Here is a 17,119-nt window from a genome sequence, read left to right as displayed (position 1 = left end):
TCACAGCCCCCCGACCACCGACGGCGAGAAATCCACGGCGTTGCTGGGCTTGCGGCCCTCGGTCCAGGCCAGCAGCATCTCGGCCGGCATGGGGCGGGCGAAGAAGTAGCCCTGCAGTTCGTCGCAGCCCATCTCCAGCAGGATGTCGCTCTGGCCGGCGGTTTCCACGCCCTCGGCCACCACGCGCAGGCCCAGCGCATGCGAGAGCCGCACCACGGCATCGACCACGGCACGCGCATCGTTGCTGCTCTCCAGGTCCTGCACGAAGCTGCGGTCGATCTTGAGCTGGCGCGCCGGCAGCTGGCGCAGGTAGCTCAGGCTGGAATACCCGGTGCCGAAATCGTCGATCGACAGGAACACGCCGATGCGCGCCAGGTCCTCGAAGGCACGCTGGGTGGCCTTGATGTCCTCCATGGCCACGGACTCGGTGATCTCGCACAGCAGGTGCGCGGGCGGCACGAAGTTGCGGCGCAATGCCTGCTCGATGCGGCTGACCAGGTCGGGCTCGCGTAGCTGGTGCACGGACAGGTTGATCGAGACCCGCATGCGCACGCCCGCATCGGCCCAGGCCTGCATCTGCCGGCAGGCCTCGTCGATGACCCAGGCGCCCAGCTTGTTGATCAGGCCGAAGCGCTCGGCCATGGGGATGAACACGTCCGGCGGCACCATGCCGTGCTCCGGGTGCTGCCAGCGCAGCAAGGCCTCCACGCCGTGGATCTGGCCGCGCAGGCCGTCGATCTTGGGCTGGTAGTGCAGCGCCAGCTGGCCGCGTTCGATCGCCATGCGCAGATCGCTCTGCAGGCCGAGCTGCTCGCCGGCCCGGTGGTCCATGTGCGACTCGAACAGCGCATAGCTGTTGCCGCCGTTGCGCTTGGCTGCGTACATGGCGGCGTCGGCGTTGGCCACCAGCTTCTCGCGCTGGCCCTGGTCCGGCCAGACGACGATGCCGATCGAGCACGCGATCTGCACTTGCCGCTCGGCGATGTCGAACGGCCGGCCCAGCGCTTCGACGATGCGGTTGGCCAGCGTCATGCAGTCGGCCACGTTGCCCGCGTCCTCCACCAGCATCAGGAATTCGTCACCGCCCACGCGCGCCACGGTGTCGCTCTCGCGCGCCATGCCCTGCAGCCGGGCCGCGGCCTCCTTGAGCACCTGGTCGCCGGCCGCGTGGCCGAACGAGTCGTTCACGGGCTTGAAGCCGTCCAGGTCGACGAACAGCACGCCGATCTTCTCGGTCCTGCGGCTGGAGATACGGTCCGCCGTGCGCTCACTGCGCGACAGTGCGTGTGCCAGCCGGTCCTCGAACAGCAGGCGGTTCGGCAGGCCCGTCAGGGGGTCGCTGAACGCGCGGCGGTGCAGCTCGTCGTTGGCCGACTGCAGTTGCGCGTTGGCCTGCTGCAGTGAGGAATTGAGCGTGCCGGTCCTGGCCTGCATGCGGCTGTCCAGCGTGGCGATGACCAGCGTGAGGCTCAGCATCAGCAGGCAGGCGGCCGCCACGGCCACCGCCAGCGCCGGCCCGCCCAGCGCGTCGGCGCTCAGGCAGACCGCGCCCTCGGGAAAGCCGGCACCGGCCATGCCCGTGTAGTGCATGCCCGAGATCGCCAGACCCATGGCGCCGGCGGCCAGCAGCTGATAGAGCATCCTTCGCACGCCGTTGAACGCGCGCAGCCAGAAGAACAGGCCCAGTGCGACACCGGATGCGACCACGGCGATGACGGCAGACGCCACGACCCAGCCCATGTTCCAGACGATGCCCGGCGCCATGTCCAGCGCAGCCATGCCGGTGTAGTGCATGGCACAGATGCCCAGGCCCATCACGCTGGCGCCGGCCACGACGCGACCCCAGGTCAGCGCACCCAGGCTGGCGATGCCCAGCGCGATGCCCGAGGTGGCTACAGCCGCGAGCCAGGACGCCAGCGTGAGCCCGTAGCCATAGCCGAGCACGATCGGCACCGAGAACGCAAGCATCCCCACGAAGTGCATCGCCCAGATGCCCGTCCCCATCACGATGGAGCCGCCCGCCCACCACAGCGCGGCTGCGGTGCGCTCGGGGCGGCGCACGCGCCGTGCCAGGTCCAGCGTCACATAGGAAGCGAAGGACGCAATCACGACCGACGCCATCACGCCGAGCAGGTTGTACGAGGTGGGAAGAAAAGTCATCGCGAATGTCCACGGACGATCTCGGCATGCGGCGCACGCCATCGAGGCTCTGGATGATTATTGCCAATAACGAACTTCTTATCGCCCACATTCGGCACAAAAGTCAAGCAGCTGAGGCCCAAACACGCTGCGCCGCCGGACGTGTCGCGCCCGCCCCCGCGTCAGCGGCCCGCCCATAATCGGCCGCCATGTCGACCCCTGCCCGCCCGCCCGCGCCTGCCGGCGCCATCACCGATGTCCTCGGCATCGCCGTTGGCCATTTCACCGACACGCGCCGGCCCACGGGCTGCAGCGTGGTCCTCGCGCGCGGCGGCGCGGTGGGCGGCGTGGACGTGCGCGGCGGCGCGCCGGGCACGCGCGAGACCGATCTGCTGGCGCCAGCCAACCTCGTCGAGCGCGTGCACGCCGTGCTGCTGGCTGGCGGCAGCGCGTTCGGGCTGGCCGCCGCAGACGGCGCGATGCGCTGGCTGGAGGAGCAAGGCATCGGCCTGGACGTGGGCTTTGCCACCATCCCGATCGTGCCTGCCGCCGTGCTGTTCGACCTGCCGGTCGGCGATGCGCGCATCCGCCCCGACGCCGCCGCGGGCTACGCAGCCTGCGCCGCCGCGACCACCCAGGCCCTGTCGCAGGGCAATGTCGGCGCCGGTGCGGGCGCCATGGTCGGCAAAGTGTTCGGCGCTGCGCGGGCCATGAAGGGCGGCATCGGCACGGCCTCCGTCCGTGTGAACGGCGTGACGGTCGGCGCGCTCGTTGCCTGCAATGCCTTGGGTGACGTGGTCGATCCCGACACCGGCCAGCCCGTCGCCGGCGCCCGCAGCCCTGACGGCGCCCATTTGTGGGGCACGCGGCGCGCCTTGCTGGCGGGCGACATTCCGCGCCCGCTGCTGGCCGGCACCAACACCACGCTGGCGGTGATCGCGACCGACGCCGCCTTGACCAAGGTGCAGGCGAGCCGCCTGGCGCAGGCCGGGCACGATGGCCTGGCGCGCACGATCAACCCGGTCCACACCATGTCCGACGGCGACACCGTCTTCGCGCTGGCCACGGGCCTGGCCCAGGCGCCCTCGCCCGGCATGATGGTGCTGGCCACGATGGCAGCCGAGGCCACGGCACGCGCCGTGCTCCAGGCCGTCTGGGCCGCCGAAAGCCTAAGCGCAGGCGCGCTGCGGCTGCCGTCGGCACGCGAAATGGCGTCCAGGGGCTGACGCTGGTGCCGCGGCTGATCAAGCTCCTGTTGCTGGGCCTGCGCGACCTGCTCGCCTCGGCAGGCCCGGTGGTGCTGCTGGCCATCGGCGTGCTGGCCGCGGCCTACTGGTATCTGGAGCCGCAACCACCGCGCAGCGTGACCCTGGCCACGGGGCCGGCAGGCAGTGCCTATGCGGAGTTCGGCAGGCGCTATGCCGAGGCGCTGCGCGCCAACGGCATCACGGTCGTGCTGAAGGCCACCGACGGCTCCGTGGACAACCTGGCGCTGCTGCGCCGCGGCGAGGCCGACGTCGCCTTCGTTCGCGGCGGCAGCGCCGACCCGGTGGCCGACGAAGAGGCCGGCCTGGTCTCGCTGGGTGCGCTGTTTTACGAGCCGCTGTGGATCTTCTACCGCCAAGACGCCGTGCGCCGCAGCGCCGCGCAGCGCAAGGGCGCCTTCGATGCGCTGGCCGACCTGCGGCCGCTGCGCGTGAACGTGGACAGCGCCGGCAGCGGCGTGCCCGACATCATGGCGCGCATGCTGCGGGCCAACCGGCTGGACCCGGCCGCGCTGCAGCTCTCCAACCTGGCGCAGAGCCCCGCGACCGAAGCGCTGCAGGCCGGCCTGCTCGACGCGGTGGTGCTGGCCTCGGCCCCTGAATCGCCGCTGGTGCAGCGACTGCTGCGCACGCCCGGCATCGGCCTGCTGGACTTGCGCCAGAGCGACGCCTACACGCGCATCTTCCCGTTCTTCTCGGCCGTGAGCCTGCCGCGCGGGATCGTCGACCTGCGCGCCGATGTGCCGGCCGACGACGTGGCCATGGTCGCGACCACGACCTCGCTGCTGTCACGCGGCGACACCCACCCAGCCCTGCGCCAGCTGTTCGCACAGGCCGCGCAGACCATCCACGGCGGTGCAGGCTGGTTCAACCGCGCGCGCGACTTCCCGAACACGCGCACCAGCGAGTTGCCGGTCAGCGCCGAGGGCGACCGCGCCATCAACGGCACGCCGCCGTTCTGGCAGCGCTACATGCCGTTCTGGGCCAGCAACCTGATCGAGCGCATGTGGCTGGTGCTGGGCGGCCTCGTGGTGCTGCTGCTGCCGCTGTCGCGCATCGTGCCGCCGCTCTACACCTTCCGCGTGCGCTCGCGCGTGTTCCGCTGGTATGGCCGGCTGCGCGAGATCGAGGCCCGGCTGGACGCAGGCGACGCCGACGTGGCGCCGCTGCTGGAGGAGCTCAACGAACTCGACCGCGTTGTCAACAAGGTGGCCGTGCCGCTGTCGTACGCGGACGAACTCTATGCGCTGCGCAACAACATCCATGCGACGCGCAAGCGGTTGCAGGCGCACGGCGCACCTGCCACCACGGCCCCCGCAAAGTAAAAAGCCCGTCGCGCAGGACGGGCTCGTTTTGGGGGCTGGCGGGCCTACTTCAGTGCCTTGAAGCGCACGCGCTTGGGCTTGGCGCCTTCTTCGCCCAGGCGGCGCTTCTTGTCGGCCTCGTATTCCTGGTAGTTGCCGTCGAAGAACACCCATTGCGAGTCGCCCTCGGCGGCCAGGATGTGGGTGGCGATGCGGTCCAGGAACCAGCGGTCGTGGCTGATGACCAGCACGGTGCCCGCGTATTCCAGCAGCGCGTCTTCGAGCGCGCGCAGGGTTTCCACGTCCAGGTCGTTCGACGGTTCGTCGAGCATCAGCACGTTGCCGCCCTGGATCAGCGTCTTGGCCAGGTGCAGCCGGCCACGCTCGCCGCCGGACAGGTTGCCGACCTTCTTCTGCTGGTCCTGGCCGTTGAAGTTGAAGCGGCCCGCATACGCGCGGCTGGCCATCTGGAACTTGCCGACGTTGATGATGTCCAGGCCGTTCGAAATGTCCTCCCAGACGGTTTTGTCGTTGGCCAGCTCGTCGCGGTGCTGGTCGACGAAGGCCATCTTCACGGTCTGGCCGACGATGACCTCGCCGCTGTCGGGCTTCTCCCGGCCGGCGATCAGCTTGAACAGCGTGGACTTGCCGGCGCCGTTGGGGCCGATGATGCCGACGATGGCGCCAGCCGGCACGTTGAAGCTGAGCTTGTCGATCAGCAGGCGGTCACCGAAGCTCTTGCTGACGTCCTTGAACTCGAAGACCTGGTTGCCCAGGCGCTCGGCCACGGGGATGAAGATCTCGTTGGTCTCGTTGCGCTTCTGGTAGTCGACGTCGGACAGCTCCTCGAAGCGCGCCAGCCGTGCCTTGCTCTTGGCTTGGCGCGCCTTGGGGTTCTGGCGCGACCATTCCAGTTCCTTCTTCAGGGCCTTGGCGTGGGCTTCTTCGCTCTTTTGCTCCTGCGCCAGGCGCTCGCCCTTTTGCTCCAGCCAGGTGCTGTAGTTGCCCTTCCATGGAATGCCGCGGCCGCGGTCCAGCTCCAGGATCCACTCGGCCGCGTTGTCCAGGAAGTAGCGGTCGTGTGTGATGGCCACCACGGTACCGGAAAAGCGCTGCAGGAACACTTCCAGCCACTCGACGGACTCGGCGTCCAGGTGGTTGGTCGGCTCGTCGAGCAGCAGCATGTCGGGCTTGGACAGCAGCAGTTTGCACAGCGCGACGCGGCGCTTCTCGCCGCCGGACAAGAGGCCGATCTTGGCGTCCCATGGCGGCAGGCGCAGCGCGTCGGCGGCGATCTCGATCTGGTGTTCCGAGTCGGTGCCGGCCGCCGCGATCACGGCTTCGAGCTGGCCCTGCTCGGCAGCCAGCGCGTCGAAGTCGGCGTCTTCTTCGGCGTAGGCGGCGTAGATTTCCTCGAGCCGGGCCTTGGCCGTGTTGACCTCGCCCATGGCCTCGTCGATGGCCTCGCGCACCGTGTGCTCGGGGTTCAACTTGGGCTCCTGCTCCAGGTAACCGATCGACAGGCCGGCCATGGGAATGGCCTCACCCTCGATCTCCTTGTCGACGCCGGCCATGATCTTGAGCAGCGACGACTTGCCCGAGCCGTTCAGGCCGAGCACGCCGATCTTGGCGCCCGGGAAGAAGCTGAGCGAGATGTCCTTCAAGATCTGCCGCTTGGGCGGCACGGTCTTGGAGACGCGGTTCATGGTGTAGACGTACTGGGCCATGCAGATGGATCCTGTGCAAAGTTTGCTGCCAGGCGATGCCCGGCAAATCACGAAACGGAGAAAAACGCGACCGGAGAACCCGGCGGTGCGAGGGATTATCCCCTGCGTGCGACAATGCGCCCTGTCGTAGGCCTCCAGCCGGCCTCGACGCCAGCACTTCGCTGGGGGCCTGCACACACCACCGGTGTCGTGACGGGTCTCACTCCTCAAGCAATGTCTGCCTAAGACTGGTGCGATGGAACCCCATCGCTACAGGCCGATCTCCTAGCGCCCGGACGGGCGCCTCACTGTAGTTCATGAAATTCGAAGAACTGAACCTGGCTCCGGCCATCCTCAAGGCCGTGCACGAGCAAGGCTATGAAACCCCGACCGCGATCCAGGCCCAGGCCATCCCGGTTGTCCTGGAAGGCCGAGACCTGCTCGGCGGTGCCCAGACCGGCACCGGCAAGACCGCCGCTTTCGTGCTGCCCATGCTGCAGCGCCTCTCCCAATCCGAAGCCCCGCGCAACAAGTTCAACGGCAAGGGCATCCGCGCCCTGGTGCTGACGCCCACGCGCGAGCTCGCCGCCCAGGTCGAGGAATCCGTCCAGACCTACGGCAAGTACCTGGAGCTCACCTCCACCGTCGTGTTCGGCGGTGTCGGCATGAACCCGCAGATCAGCAAGGTCAAGCAGGGCGTGGACATCCTGGTGGCGACCCCCGGCCGCCTGCTGGACCTGCTGCAGCAAGGCGTGCTGGACCTGGGCCAGGTGCAGGTGCTGGTGCTCGACGAAGCCGACCGCATGCTGGACATGGGCTTCATCCACGACGTGAAGAAGGTGCTGGCCGCCGTGCCCAAGGCCAAGCAGAGCCTGCTGTTCTCGGCCACCTTCAGCGACGAGATCCGCGACCTGGCCGCCACGCTGCTGCGCGACCCGCAATCGATCCAGGTCACGCCGCGCAACACCACGGTGCAGCGCATCACGCAGGTGATCCACCCGGTGGGCCGCGCCAAGAAGAAGGCGCTGCTGCTGCACATCATCAACCAGCACAACTGGAGCCAGGTGCTGGTGTTCACGCGTACCAAGTTCGGCGCCAACCACGTCGCCGAGTTCCTGTCCAAGAACGGCGTGACGGCCATGGCCTTGCACGGCAACAAGAGCCAGGGCGCGCGCACGCAGGCGTTGTCCGGCTTCAAGACCGGTGAGGTCCGCGCCCTGGTGGCGACCGACATCGCCGCGCGCGGCATCGACATCGACGAGCTGCCGCACGTCGTGAACTACGAGATCCCGAATATCAGCGAAGACTACGTGCACCGCATCGGCCGCACGGGCCGCGCCGGTGCCAGCGGCGAAGCCGTGAACCTGGTGTGCATGGACGAGGAAGGCTTCATGCAGGACATCGAGGACTTCACCAAGCAGCGCATCCCGGTGCAGATCGTCGAAGGCTTCGGCCCGGACGCGGGCGAGAAGGCCGAGCCCATCGCCATGGGCCGCCAGACCCTGTGGGGCGGTGCCGGCAAGCCGCCGAGCCGCGAAGTCATGCAGGCCGCAGCCAAGGCTGCGCGCGGCGAGATGATGCAGCGCATGCGCGACAGCAAGGGTGAGTCCGGCGGCGGCGGTGGCCGCAGCGCCGGCCCGCGCGGGGGCAACGGTGGTGGCGGCCAGCCGCGCCACCAGCCGGCACGCCCGGCCAATGGCAACGGCCCGCGCCATGGCGGCGGCGGTGGTGGTGGCGGACATGGCCACACGCATGGCCAGCCCGACCCGATGCGCACGTCCACGCTGGGCGGTCGCAGCAAGCCCGCGCCGCGTGGCACCGGCGGCGGCGGTGGTGCAGGCGGCCAGCCCGACCCGATGCGCACGAGCGTGGACAGCATGTCCGCCGGCCGTGGCCGCGGCGGCTTCGGCGGCGGTGGTGGCGGGCGCGGCGGCTACGGTGGTGGCGGCGGCGGCGGTGGTGGCTACGGCGGCGGCGGTGGCCGCGGCGGCCAGGGCTCGCGCGGCGGCTACGGCCGCTGAGCCTGATCTTCGTGCGGGCTCAGTCCCGCACGAACAGCGTGCGCAAGGGCTGGTCGCCTACCTGGCGACTCCAATGTCCGTGCACGCTGGCGTCGAAAGTGGCGCCTTGCGGCAGCACGTCGGCCGAGTAGAAATGCTCACCCGGGCCGAATACACGTGAACTGCCGTCCTGCAGGCCGATTTCCATCTGGCCGGTCAGGATCACCACCCACTGCGGCGTCACCGTGACATGGAACTGGCTGCGAAAACCCACCGGGCTTTCGCGCAGCTGGTAGCCCCCGCTCGGGCGCAGCGCCGACAGCATGGACTGGGCCGTGCCCTGGTCCAGCGGCACCTCTTCATCCTTGAAGCGGGCGCGGCCGTCGGCGTCGGTGAACAAAATGGTGGTGCGCAAAGTCGTCATGTCGTGTCCTGCGTTGCATCGAGGCGGCGAGTATCGCGTGCGCTGCGCAGGCCACATGCCGCCCGGCGCCCTGCTTGGCCATCAGCCGGCGACCAGCGCGAGCGGGCGCTCCTGCAGCAGCGTCTCCAGCGCATCGGCCAGCAGCGGCCGGCTGAAGTAGTAGCCCTGGAATGCATGGCAGCCCTGGCTGGCCAGGAAGTCGCGCTGCTCGGCCGTCTCCACGCCCTCGGCGATCACCCCCAGCCCCAGGCTTTGCGCCAGCGCGATCACGGTGCGCGCAATGGCCGCGTCGTTGGCGTCGACCAGCACGTCGCGCACGAACGATTGGTCGATCTTGAGCTGGTCCAGCGGCAGCTTCTTGAGGTAGCTCAGCGACGAATAGCCTGTGCCGAAGTCATCCAGCGCGAAGCGCACACCCAGCGAGCGCAGCGCATCCATCTTGGACACGGTGGCCTGCATGTCGTCCACCAGCACGCTTTCGGTCAGCTCCAGCTTCAGGCGCTCGGGGTTGGCCCCGCTGTGCTCCAGCACCGTGCGCACCTGCCGCACGAAGTCGGCATGGCGGAACTGGCGCGCGCTGACGTTGACCGCCATCGTGAGGTCGCCCATGCCGGGCCGGTCGCGCCACGACGCCAGCTGCCTGCAGGCGATCTCCAGCACGCGCTGGCCCAGCAGCAGGATCATGCCGGTCTCTTCGGCCAGCGGGATGAAGTCGGCCGGTGACACCAGGCCGCGCAAGGGGTTGCGCCAGCGCACCAGGGCCTCGACGCCGGTGATGCGGCTCGCATCGTCCACCTGCGGCTGGTATTGCAGGAAGAATTCGCGCTGCACGAAGGCCTGGCGCAAATCGCCTTCCAATGCAGCGCGCGCGGTCACGGCCGCCTGCAGGCCGGGGTCGAAGAACCGCAGCGTGTGGCGCCCTGCGTTCTTGGCCTGGTACATGGCGATGTCGGCCTGCTTGAGCAGCTCGCCCACGCTCTCGGTGTCGGGCCCGAAGCGCGCCACGCCCATGCTGGCCGTGCTCTGGTGCTCGTAGCCGTCCAGCCGATAGGGCTGTGCAAGCGTGGCCAGAATCTTCTCGCCCACGTTGCGCGCCTGCACGGCGACTTCGGCCGTCACCGCACTGAGCTCTTCGAGCACGATCACGAACTCGTCGCCGCCCAGCCGCGCCACGGTGTCGACCTCACGCACGCAGGACACCAACCGCATCGCCACCTGCTGCAGCAGCATGTCGCCTTTGTCGTGGCCCAACGTGTCGTTCAGCGTCTTGAAGTTGTCCAGATCCATGCACAGCAGCGCGCCGCCAGTGCCGTGGCGCACGCAGGTGGACAGGGCCTTGTGCAGGCGGTCCTGCAGCAGCTGGCGGTTCGGCAGGCTGGTCAGGCCATCGTAGAACGCCAGCTTCTGGATCTTGGCCTCGGCCGCCTTGCGCTGCGTGATGTCGGTGTCGATCATGAGCACGGACTGCGGCGCGCCCTGGTCGTCGCGCACCAGCGTCCAGCGCGCCTCGACCAGCACCGCACTGCCCTGCTTGCGCCGGCGCGAGACTTCGCCGTTCCATTCACCGCTGGCCAGCAACTGGTCGTGCGCATGGCCGGCCGCGGCCTCGTCGTCGTACAGCAGCGCGGCCACGGTTTGCCCGATCGCCTCGGCCGCGGTCCAGCCGTACAGGCGCTCGGCGCTCTTGTTCCAGTACAGCACGCGGTCGCCGATGTCGCTGACCACGATGGCGTCGCGTGCCTTGTCCAGCAGCGAGGCCTGGTGCCGGCTGTGTTCGTCGGCCTGGCGCCGGTCCAGTTCGGCGGCCACGCGCACAGCGAAGATGCGCAGCGTGGGCGCCACGAACTCGCGGTGGCGCAGGGGCTTGGCAAATGCCACGAGCACCAGGCCGACCACGCGCCCGGCCGCGTCCAGCAGGCTGTGGCCCGCGTAGGCCTGCGCATCGATGCCGGCCAGCAGCGGATACGGCGCGAGCGCCTCGGCCACACCCTGCTCCACGATCCAGTCGCCCCGGCCCAGCAGCGTGAGCAGCTGCGTGCCGTGCAGCGGCGCATCGAAGTTGCGCCGCACCTTGCCCTGCACGACCACGCCCATGGTGCGCGCCACACCGGGCGCGTCGGGCCGCAGCGTGGCAATGAAGCCGGCCTGGGCGCCCAGCGCGTCGGCCATGTTGTGCGCCAGCTGCTCGAAGAACTCGGTGCCGGTGCTGGCCGAGACGGCGGCGGCGACCTTGAGCATGGACAGTTGGATGCGCTGCTGCATCTCCTGCGTGCGGCGTTGCCGTTCGCGCGCGCGCAGGTTCACGAGGCCGAAGGCCAGGTCGCCGGCCAGCGCGCGCAGCAGGTCGACCTCGTCCTGGCTCAGTGAGGCCACCTCGGCCCGGTACAGGTAGAACAGCCCGAAGGTGTGGTCGCCCTCGCGCAAAGGCAGGCAGACCATGCTGCGAAAGCCATGCGCCAGGGCGTGCGGGTACCAGGACTGGCACAGCGGGTCTTGCTCCACGTCCTCGATGATCACGAGCTCGCCGCTGCGGATCGTGCGGCCCACGGGGCCGTGGCCCTGCGGGTCGTCGGCCGACCAGGTCAGCGGGAAGCTGCCGACGTAACCGCCACTGTCGCCCACGGATGCCACGGGCTCCACGCTGCGACCTGCGTCATCGCGCGCAAAGCCGACCCAGGCCATGGTGTAGCCGCCGATGTCCACCGTGATGCGGCACAGCTCGCCCAGCAGGGCCTGCTCCGAGGTTGCCCGGACCAGGCTCTCATTGCAGGCCGCGAGCATGCGCTGGGCCCGGCTCACGCGCGCCAGTTCGCTTTCGGCCCGCACGCGCTGGGTGACGTCGCTGCAGCGCAGTAGGCGCGCCACCCCGCTGCCGATCTCGATGTTCGCGCCGGAGATCTCGACGTCGAACTCCTCGCCGTTCTTGCGGCGGTGGCGCAGCCGCATGTCGAGGAACCTGGCGCCGGGCTGCTGCGTGCGCCCGCGGGTTTCATCGACGGCCAGCAGATCGGGCATCGCCATGGCCAGCAGTTCCGGTTCTTCGTAGCCGTACTGCTCGGTGGCCGCGACGTTGGACGCCAGGATGCGCAGCGTGCCGGGCTCGGCCACGAACATGGGCTGCGGGTCGCGCTCGAACAGCATGCGGTACTGCGCCTCGGAGGCGCGCAGCTGCGCACTCATGCGGTGCCGGTCGATGGTGACGCCCAGCGACTCCCCCAGGATGCGCAGGTTGCCCACATCGCGGTCGTAGAAGGCGTTGGGCCGCGTGTAGACCGCCACCAGCACACCCAACAGCTTGTCGCCCGAGCGCAGCGGCGCCGTGATCAGCGAGCGCACGCCGGCCCTGCGCGCCATGTGGCGGTCGACGCGCTCGTCCTGTTCCGTGTCGTCGCACAGCATGACCTGGCGCGCGGCCATGGCCTTGCCCGACAGGCTAATCTCGCGGTTGGAGCGCACACCGACCAGAGCCTGCATGCGCCCGCTGCCGGCGCGCACGATCAGGGCGCCATCGTCTTCCAGCAGCTCCAGCGAGCAGCCGTCTGCACCGACCAGTTCCTGCATGGGCTGCACGACGCGCGCGATCAGCGTGGGCAGGTCGATCTCCAGGGAGGCCATGTCCTTCTGCAGCCGCGCGATGCGGCCCTGGTCCTCGACGTTGCGCCTGGCTTCCTGCTGGGCTCGCGTGTGGGCCGTGAGGTCGACGCGGCCCGCCATTTGCCGGAACCGCAGCTCGCTGGCCGCCACCGCGCTGCGCAGGGCCGCCGAGTCTGCCTGCGGGCCCAGGGCCTGCAGCAGGGGCGCCACGAGCCAGTCGAATTCCGGATCCGGTGGGGCATCCGGATCGCCCGGAATGCTGTCGGAGGGAATGTCTGGCTGGTTTTTCTTCACGGAAGGCGATGCTGACACAGGCCTGCTCCCGGTTCGACTGCGGCAGGACCGTGTGTCGGACCGTTGAGGCCGTCCGGCGCCCCTGGAGAGTGCAGGCCACGAGGCCTGCGCTGCGTGGCTCAGGCCGGCACGGCCTGCGTGCGCGCCAGCCGCGCCTCGCGTATCGGCAGGTGCACGAGCGCTGCGCCCACGGCCAGTGCGACGTCGATCGTCCACATCAGGTCGTAGCTGCCCGTGGCTTCGAAGACCTGGCCGCCCAGCCACGCGCCCATGAAGCCGCCGATCTGGTGCGCCAGCATCAGCATGCCGAACAGCATGGCCATGTTGCCGACGCCGAAGAACTTGGCCACCAGCCCGGCCGTTGGTGCCACGGTCGACAGGAACGTGAGCCCCATGACGGCGGAGAACAACAGCATCGCCGTGCCGGTCTTGGGTGCGATCAGGAACAGCACGATGGCCAGCGCCCGCGTCGCATACACCAGCGACAGCAGCGACTTCATGCGCCAGCGGCCGATGGCCCAGCCCATCCCCACACTGCCCACGATGTTGAACAGGCCGATCATGGCCAGGGACCAGGCACCGAACTGCACCGGCAGGCCGCACGAGGCCACCACGCCCGGCAAGTGCGTGGCCAGGAACGCGACGTGAAACCCGCAGACGGCGAAGCCGGCGGCCAGCATGCGGTAGCTGGGGTCGGCGAAGGCCTGGCGCAACGCGGCCTTGTTGCTCAGCGGCTTGGCGGCTGTCGCAGCGCCGGGTGCGGACGCCGCGCTGCCGCCCAAGGCCAGGACGGCCGGCAAGGCCAGCAGCACGGCCAGGCCCAGCGCCTGCATGGCATTGGCCCAGCCCAGGCCGACGGTCAGCGCCCCTGCCACAGGCGCCATCACGAACTGGCCGAACGAGCCGCCCGCGTTCACGATGCCGGTGGCCAGCCCGCGCTGGGCCGGCGCCGTCATGCGCGTGACGGCCGCCATCAGCACGGCCGGCCCGGCCATCCCGGCGCCGCCTGCCGCCAGCACGCCGATGGCGAAGATCAGGCCGGCGGTGCTGGTCATCCAAGGCGTGATGAACGTGCCCAGGGCTACCAGCACGATGCCGGCGACCAGCACGCGGCCCGTGCCCACCTTGTCGGCAATCGCGCCGGCGAACGGCTGCGTGAGGCCCCACCAGAGCTGGCCGAACGCGAAGGCCAGGCTGATGCTGGACAGCCCCAGGCCGGTCGATGTGTTCAACGGCCCGAGAAACAGGCCCATGGTCTGACGCGTGCCCATGGTCAGCGCGAAGGTGCCGGCCGCGGCCAGCAGGATCAGCCACAGTGCGCGCCGGGCGCCGGCAGGGTTCTCAGAGTGCATCGGTTTCCTCCTCCATCGGGACGGGCGCCAGCAGCGCCAACGACTCCTGGATCAATGCGTGCAAGGCCACGACGCGCTCCACGCCCAGCACGCCGTTGAGCGCCAGCTGGGCGGTCTTCCACCTGCGTTTGGCCTCGTGGCGCCTGGCCAGGCCGGCCTCGGTGATGGCGACCAGCCGGCTGCGCCCGTCGGCACCCGGCCCCAGCTCCAGCAGGCCCGACGCGACCAGCGGCTTGAGGTTGCGCGTGAGCGTGGAAGCCTGCAGGCCCAGCGTGCGGGCCAGCGCACCGGGCTGCACCGGGCCGAGCTTTTCCACAGCCGTCAGCAGCGAGAACTGGGTGGTCTTCAGGCCGGCCTTGCCGAGCTCGGCGTCGTAGAGCTGCGCCACCCTGCGCATCAGCTGGCGCAGTTGCAGGTTGGTACAGCCCTGGGGCTCAGCGCTGTTGCGGGCGGCTTTGGTCATGGCATATGATTGTAGATGCAACCATTGCAGTTGCAATCAAAAAAAGGGATCGACATGGATGCAGAAGCAACCCGGGAGCGTTGGACGCGCGAGGCGCAGGCTGTGGTGGCGCGCATGCGCGCAGGCGGCGGTGCCGCGGGCCTGGCGCGGCCGGAACAGGTGATGGGCAAGACCGGCCTGGAGGTGATGCAGGCCATGCTGGCCGGCGAACTGCCCTACCCCCACATCGCCGACACGCTGGACTTCGCGCTGGTCGAGGTCGGCCCTGGCACCGCCATCTTCCAGGGCACGCCGCAGCTCAAGCACTACAACCCGCTGGGCACGGTGCATGGCGGCTGGTACGCCACGCTGCTGGACTCGGCCCTGGGCTGCGCCGTGCACACCACCATGCCGGCCGGGCGCGGCTACACCACGGCCGAGCTCGGCGTGAACATCGTGCGCGCAGCCAACACCAGGACCGGCCCGCTGCGCGCCATCGGCAAGGTGATCCACAGCGGCCGCCAGATGGCCACGGCCGAGGCCCGCATCGTGGGGCCGGACGACAAGCTGTACGCGCACGCCACGACCACGTGCCTCGTGTTCGAACAGCGCTGACGGCACAATCGGCCGCATGCGACTCCTCCACACGATGCTGCGCGTTGGCAATCTCCAGCGCTCGATTGACTTCTACACCCAGGTCCTCGGCATGAAGCTGCTGCGCACCTCGGAGAACCCCGAGTACAAGTACTCGCTCGCCTTCGTGGGCTATGGCAACAACCCCGACCATGCCGAGATCGAGCTGACCTACAACCACGGCGTGGACAGCTACGAGATGGGCACGGCCTACGGCCACATTGCGCTGGGCGTGCCCGATGCGTACGCGGCCTGCGAGCGCATCAAGGCCTCGGGCGGCAACGTCACGCGAGAGGCCGGCCCGGTCAAGGGCGGCAGCACGGTGATCGCCTTCGTGACGGACCCAGACGGGTACAAGATCGAGCTCATCCAGCGCGCAGAAGGCGCTGGTGGCGGCGGGCTGCGCTAAGGGCTAGACCGCGCCAGCCGCGCGCAGGGCCGCAATGGCGGCATCGTCCAGACCAGCTTCTCGCAGCAGCGCATCGGTATGCTGGCCCACGGCCGGCACGGCGTCCATGCGCGGCTGCCAACGGTTGCTGCGGCCCGGCGGCAGCAGCGCGGGGATGTCGCCGGCCGGCGAGCCCACCGGCAGCCAGCGCCCACGCGCTTTGAGCTGCGGGTGTGCCCACAGACCGGCCATGTCATTCATGCGCGCATTGGCGATCTGGGCTTCGTCCAGCCGGGCCAGCACCTGGTCGGCACTGAGCGTCGAGAAGGTTTCGTCGATGCGCGCGGCCAGCGCTTCGCGGTTGGCATTGCGCTGGGCGTTGCTGGCAAAACGCGGGTCGACGGCCAACGCGGCATCGCGCAGCACCACTTCGCAGAACACCTTCCATTCGCGCTCGTTCTGCAGGCCCAGCATCACGGTGCCGCCGTCGCCCGCGGCGAACGGGCCATAGGGGTAGATGGTGGCGTGCGAGGCCGCATGGCGCGGCGGCGGCGTGGCGCCCTCGTAGGCGTAGTACATCGGGAAGCCCATCCACTCGGCCAGCGACTCCAGCATGGAGACGTCGATGTGCGCACCCTCGCCGGTGTGCCCGCGCCGCAGCAGCGCGGCCAGGATGTTGGTGTAGGCATACATGCCAGCCGCGATGTCGGCGATCGAATTGCCGGCCTTGCTGGGTTGCTCCGGCGTGCCGGTGACGGACAGGAAGCCGGCCTCGCTCTGGATCAACAGGTCGTAGGCCTTCTTGTCGCGGTAGGGGCCGTCCTCGCCGTAGCCCGAGATGTCGCAGACCACCAGGCGCGGGTTCGACGCCTGCAACGTGGCGTAGTCCAGGCCCATGCGCGCCGCGGCGCCCGGCGCCAGGTTCTGCACCAGGACGTCGGCGCTGGCCAGCAGCGTTTTGAGCACCGCCATGGCCTGCGGGTTCTTCAGGTCCAGCGTGAGGCTTTCCTTGGAGCGGTTGGTCCACACGAAATGCGAGGACAGGCCGTTCACGCGCTGGTCGTAGGCGCGCGCGAAGTCGCCCACTTCGGGTCGCTCGACCTTGATCACGCGCGCGCCCAGGTCGGCCAGCTGGCGGGTGCAGAACGGGGCGGCGATGGCATGCTCGAGCGAGACGACGGTGATGCCTTGAAGAGGAAGGGTCATGGTGCGGGGTTCGAAGGTCAGCAATCAATCGACGGCAGCGCCGGAGCTTTTGACGATGCGGGCCCACTTGGACAGGTCGACGAGCCGGGTGCCGATGTTGCCGCCCGCGCCCGGCCGGTTGTCGACCACGGCAGTCCCGCCCAGCACCTCGGCGAGCTTCTGGCCGACGAGGCGGCCCACCATGTCATTGGTGCCGCCGGCCACCTGCGGCGCGACCAGCGTGATCGGGCGCGTGGAACAGGCTACCTGAGCGGACGCCACGCCGGCCAGGGCGCAGTGGCCGGCCGCGGCGATGGTGGCGAGGCGCTTGTGGGCCATGGTCTCCTCCTTGCGCGGCAGGGCCGCCAGATGAAACCGTGGATCATGGCCGCA

Annotated in this window: 13 protein-coding genes; 5 read left to right on the top strand and 8 right to left on the bottom strand. The window is 69.5% G+C overall.

What is annotated here, in order from left to right; translation table 11 throughout:
• On the bottom strand, positions 1-2,160 hold the full coding sequence (locus ASF43_RS17240; protein WP_056183672.1) for a bifunctional diguanylate cyclase/phosphodiesterase: 2,160 nt from the start codon (positions 2,158-2,160) through the stop codon (positions 1-3).
• 188 nt (positions 2,161-2,348) lie between these two features.
• Between ASF43_RS17240 and ASF43_RS17235 the strand changes: the two genes are divergently transcribed.
• Positions 2,349-3,365: a P1 family peptidase gene (locus ASF43_RS17235; protein WP_056183670.1), complete on the top strand. Its 1,017-nt coding sequence runs from the start codon at positions 2,349-2,351 to the stop codon at positions 3,363-3,365.
• A gap of 5 nt (positions 3,366-3,370) precedes the next feature.
• On the top strand, positions 3,371-4,729 hold the full coding sequence (locus tag ASF43_RS17230; RefSeq protein WP_056183667.1) for a TAXI family TRAP transporter solute-binding subunit: 1,359 nt from the start codon (positions 3,371-3,373) through the stop codon (positions 4,727-4,729).
• Positions 4,730-4,773: 44 nt separating this feature from the next.
• On the opposite strand, the gene ettA is transcribed toward ASF43_RS17230, so the two are convergent.
• A complete protein-coding gene (gene ettA / locus ASF43_RS17225) occupies positions 4,774-6,435 on the bottom strand; it encodes an energy-dependent translational throttle protein EttA (protein WP_056183665.1) in 1,662 nt (553 codons plus the stop codon).
• A 296-nt stretch (positions 6,436-6,731) separates the two neighbouring features.
• Here ettA and ASF43_RS32055 point away from each other — a divergent pair, with 296 nt between their 5' ends.
• A complete protein-coding gene (locus ASF43_RS32055) occupies positions 6,732-8,435 on the top strand; it encodes a DEAD/DEAH box helicase (RefSeq protein ID WP_056183663.1) in 1,704 nt (567 codons plus the stop codon).
• Between the two features lie 19 nt (positions 8,436-8,454).
• On the opposite strand, the gene ASF43_RS17215 is transcribed toward ASF43_RS32055, so the two are convergent.
• From ASF43_RS17215 to ASF43_RS17200, 4 genes are all read right to left on the bottom strand, one after another.
• Positions 8,455-8,838, bottom strand: coding sequence for a hypothetical protein (locus tag ASF43_RS17215; protein WP_056183661.1), 384 nt, complete (start codon positions 8,836-8,838; stop codon positions 8,455-8,457).
• Between the two features lie 81 nt (positions 8,839-8,919).
• Entirely contained in the window at positions 8,920-12,726 is a 3,807-nt protein-coding gene (locus ASF43_RS17210) for an EAL domain-containing protein (RefSeq protein WP_056183659.1), read from the bottom strand.
• A 119-nt stretch (positions 12,727-12,845) separates the two neighbouring features.
• A complete protein-coding gene (locus ASF43_RS17205; RefSeq protein ID WP_056183657.1) occupies positions 12,846-14,078 on the bottom strand; it encodes an MFS transporter in 1,233 nt (410 codons plus the stop codon).
• Complete coding sequence (locus ASF43_RS17200) at positions 14,068-14,541, bottom strand: MarR family winged helix-turn-helix transcriptional regulator (RefSeq protein WP_056183656.1); 474 nt, start codon at positions 14,539-14,541, stop codon at positions 14,068-14,070. Before ASF43_RS17200 ends, ASF43_RS17205 begins: the two co-directional genes overlap by 11 nt.
• Before the next feature lie 54 nt (positions 14,542-14,595).
• On the opposite strand from ASF43_RS17200, the gene ASF43_RS17195 reads away from it, so the two are divergent.
• Together ASF43_RS17195 and gloA are read left to right on the top strand one after the other, a co-directional pair.
• Positions 14,596-15,135 (top strand): PaaI family thioesterase, encoded by a 540-nt coding sequence (locus tag ASF43_RS17195; protein ID WP_056183654.1) that lies wholly within the window; start codon positions 14,596-14,598, stop codon positions 15,133-15,135.
• 16 nt (positions 15,136-15,151) lie between these two features.
• A complete protein-coding gene (gene gloA, locus ASF43_RS17190; RefSeq protein ID WP_056183652.1) occupies positions 15,152-15,562 on the top strand; it encodes a lactoylglutathione lyase in 411 nt (136 codons plus the stop codon).
• A gap of 3 nt (positions 15,563-15,565) precedes the next feature.
• Here the strand turns inward: gloA and ASF43_RS17185 are convergent, their stop codons facing one another.
• Both ASF43_RS17185 and ASF43_RS17180 read right to left on the bottom strand, forming a co-directional pair.
• Positions 15,566-16,747 (bottom strand): CaiB/BaiF CoA-transferase family protein, encoded by a 1,182-nt coding sequence (locus ASF43_RS17185; protein WP_056184532.1) that lies wholly within the window; start codon positions 16,745-16,747, stop codon positions 15,566-15,568.
• Between the two features lie 24 nt (positions 16,748-16,771).
• Complete coding sequence (locus tag ASF43_RS17180) at positions 16,772-17,065, bottom strand: tripartite tricarboxylate transporter substrate-binding protein (protein WP_056183650.1); 294 nt, start codon at positions 17,063-17,065, stop codon at positions 16,772-16,774.
• Positions 17,066-17,119: the final 54 nt, after the last annotated feature.

The sequence above is a fragment of the Pseudorhodoferax sp. Leaf267 genome, from assembly GCF_001422405.1.
Lineage (GTDB): Bacteria > Pseudomonadota > Gammaproteobacteria > Burkholderiales > Burkholderiaceae_C > Pseudorhodoferax.
This window is presented reverse-complemented; position numbering and strand designations above follow the sequence as displayed.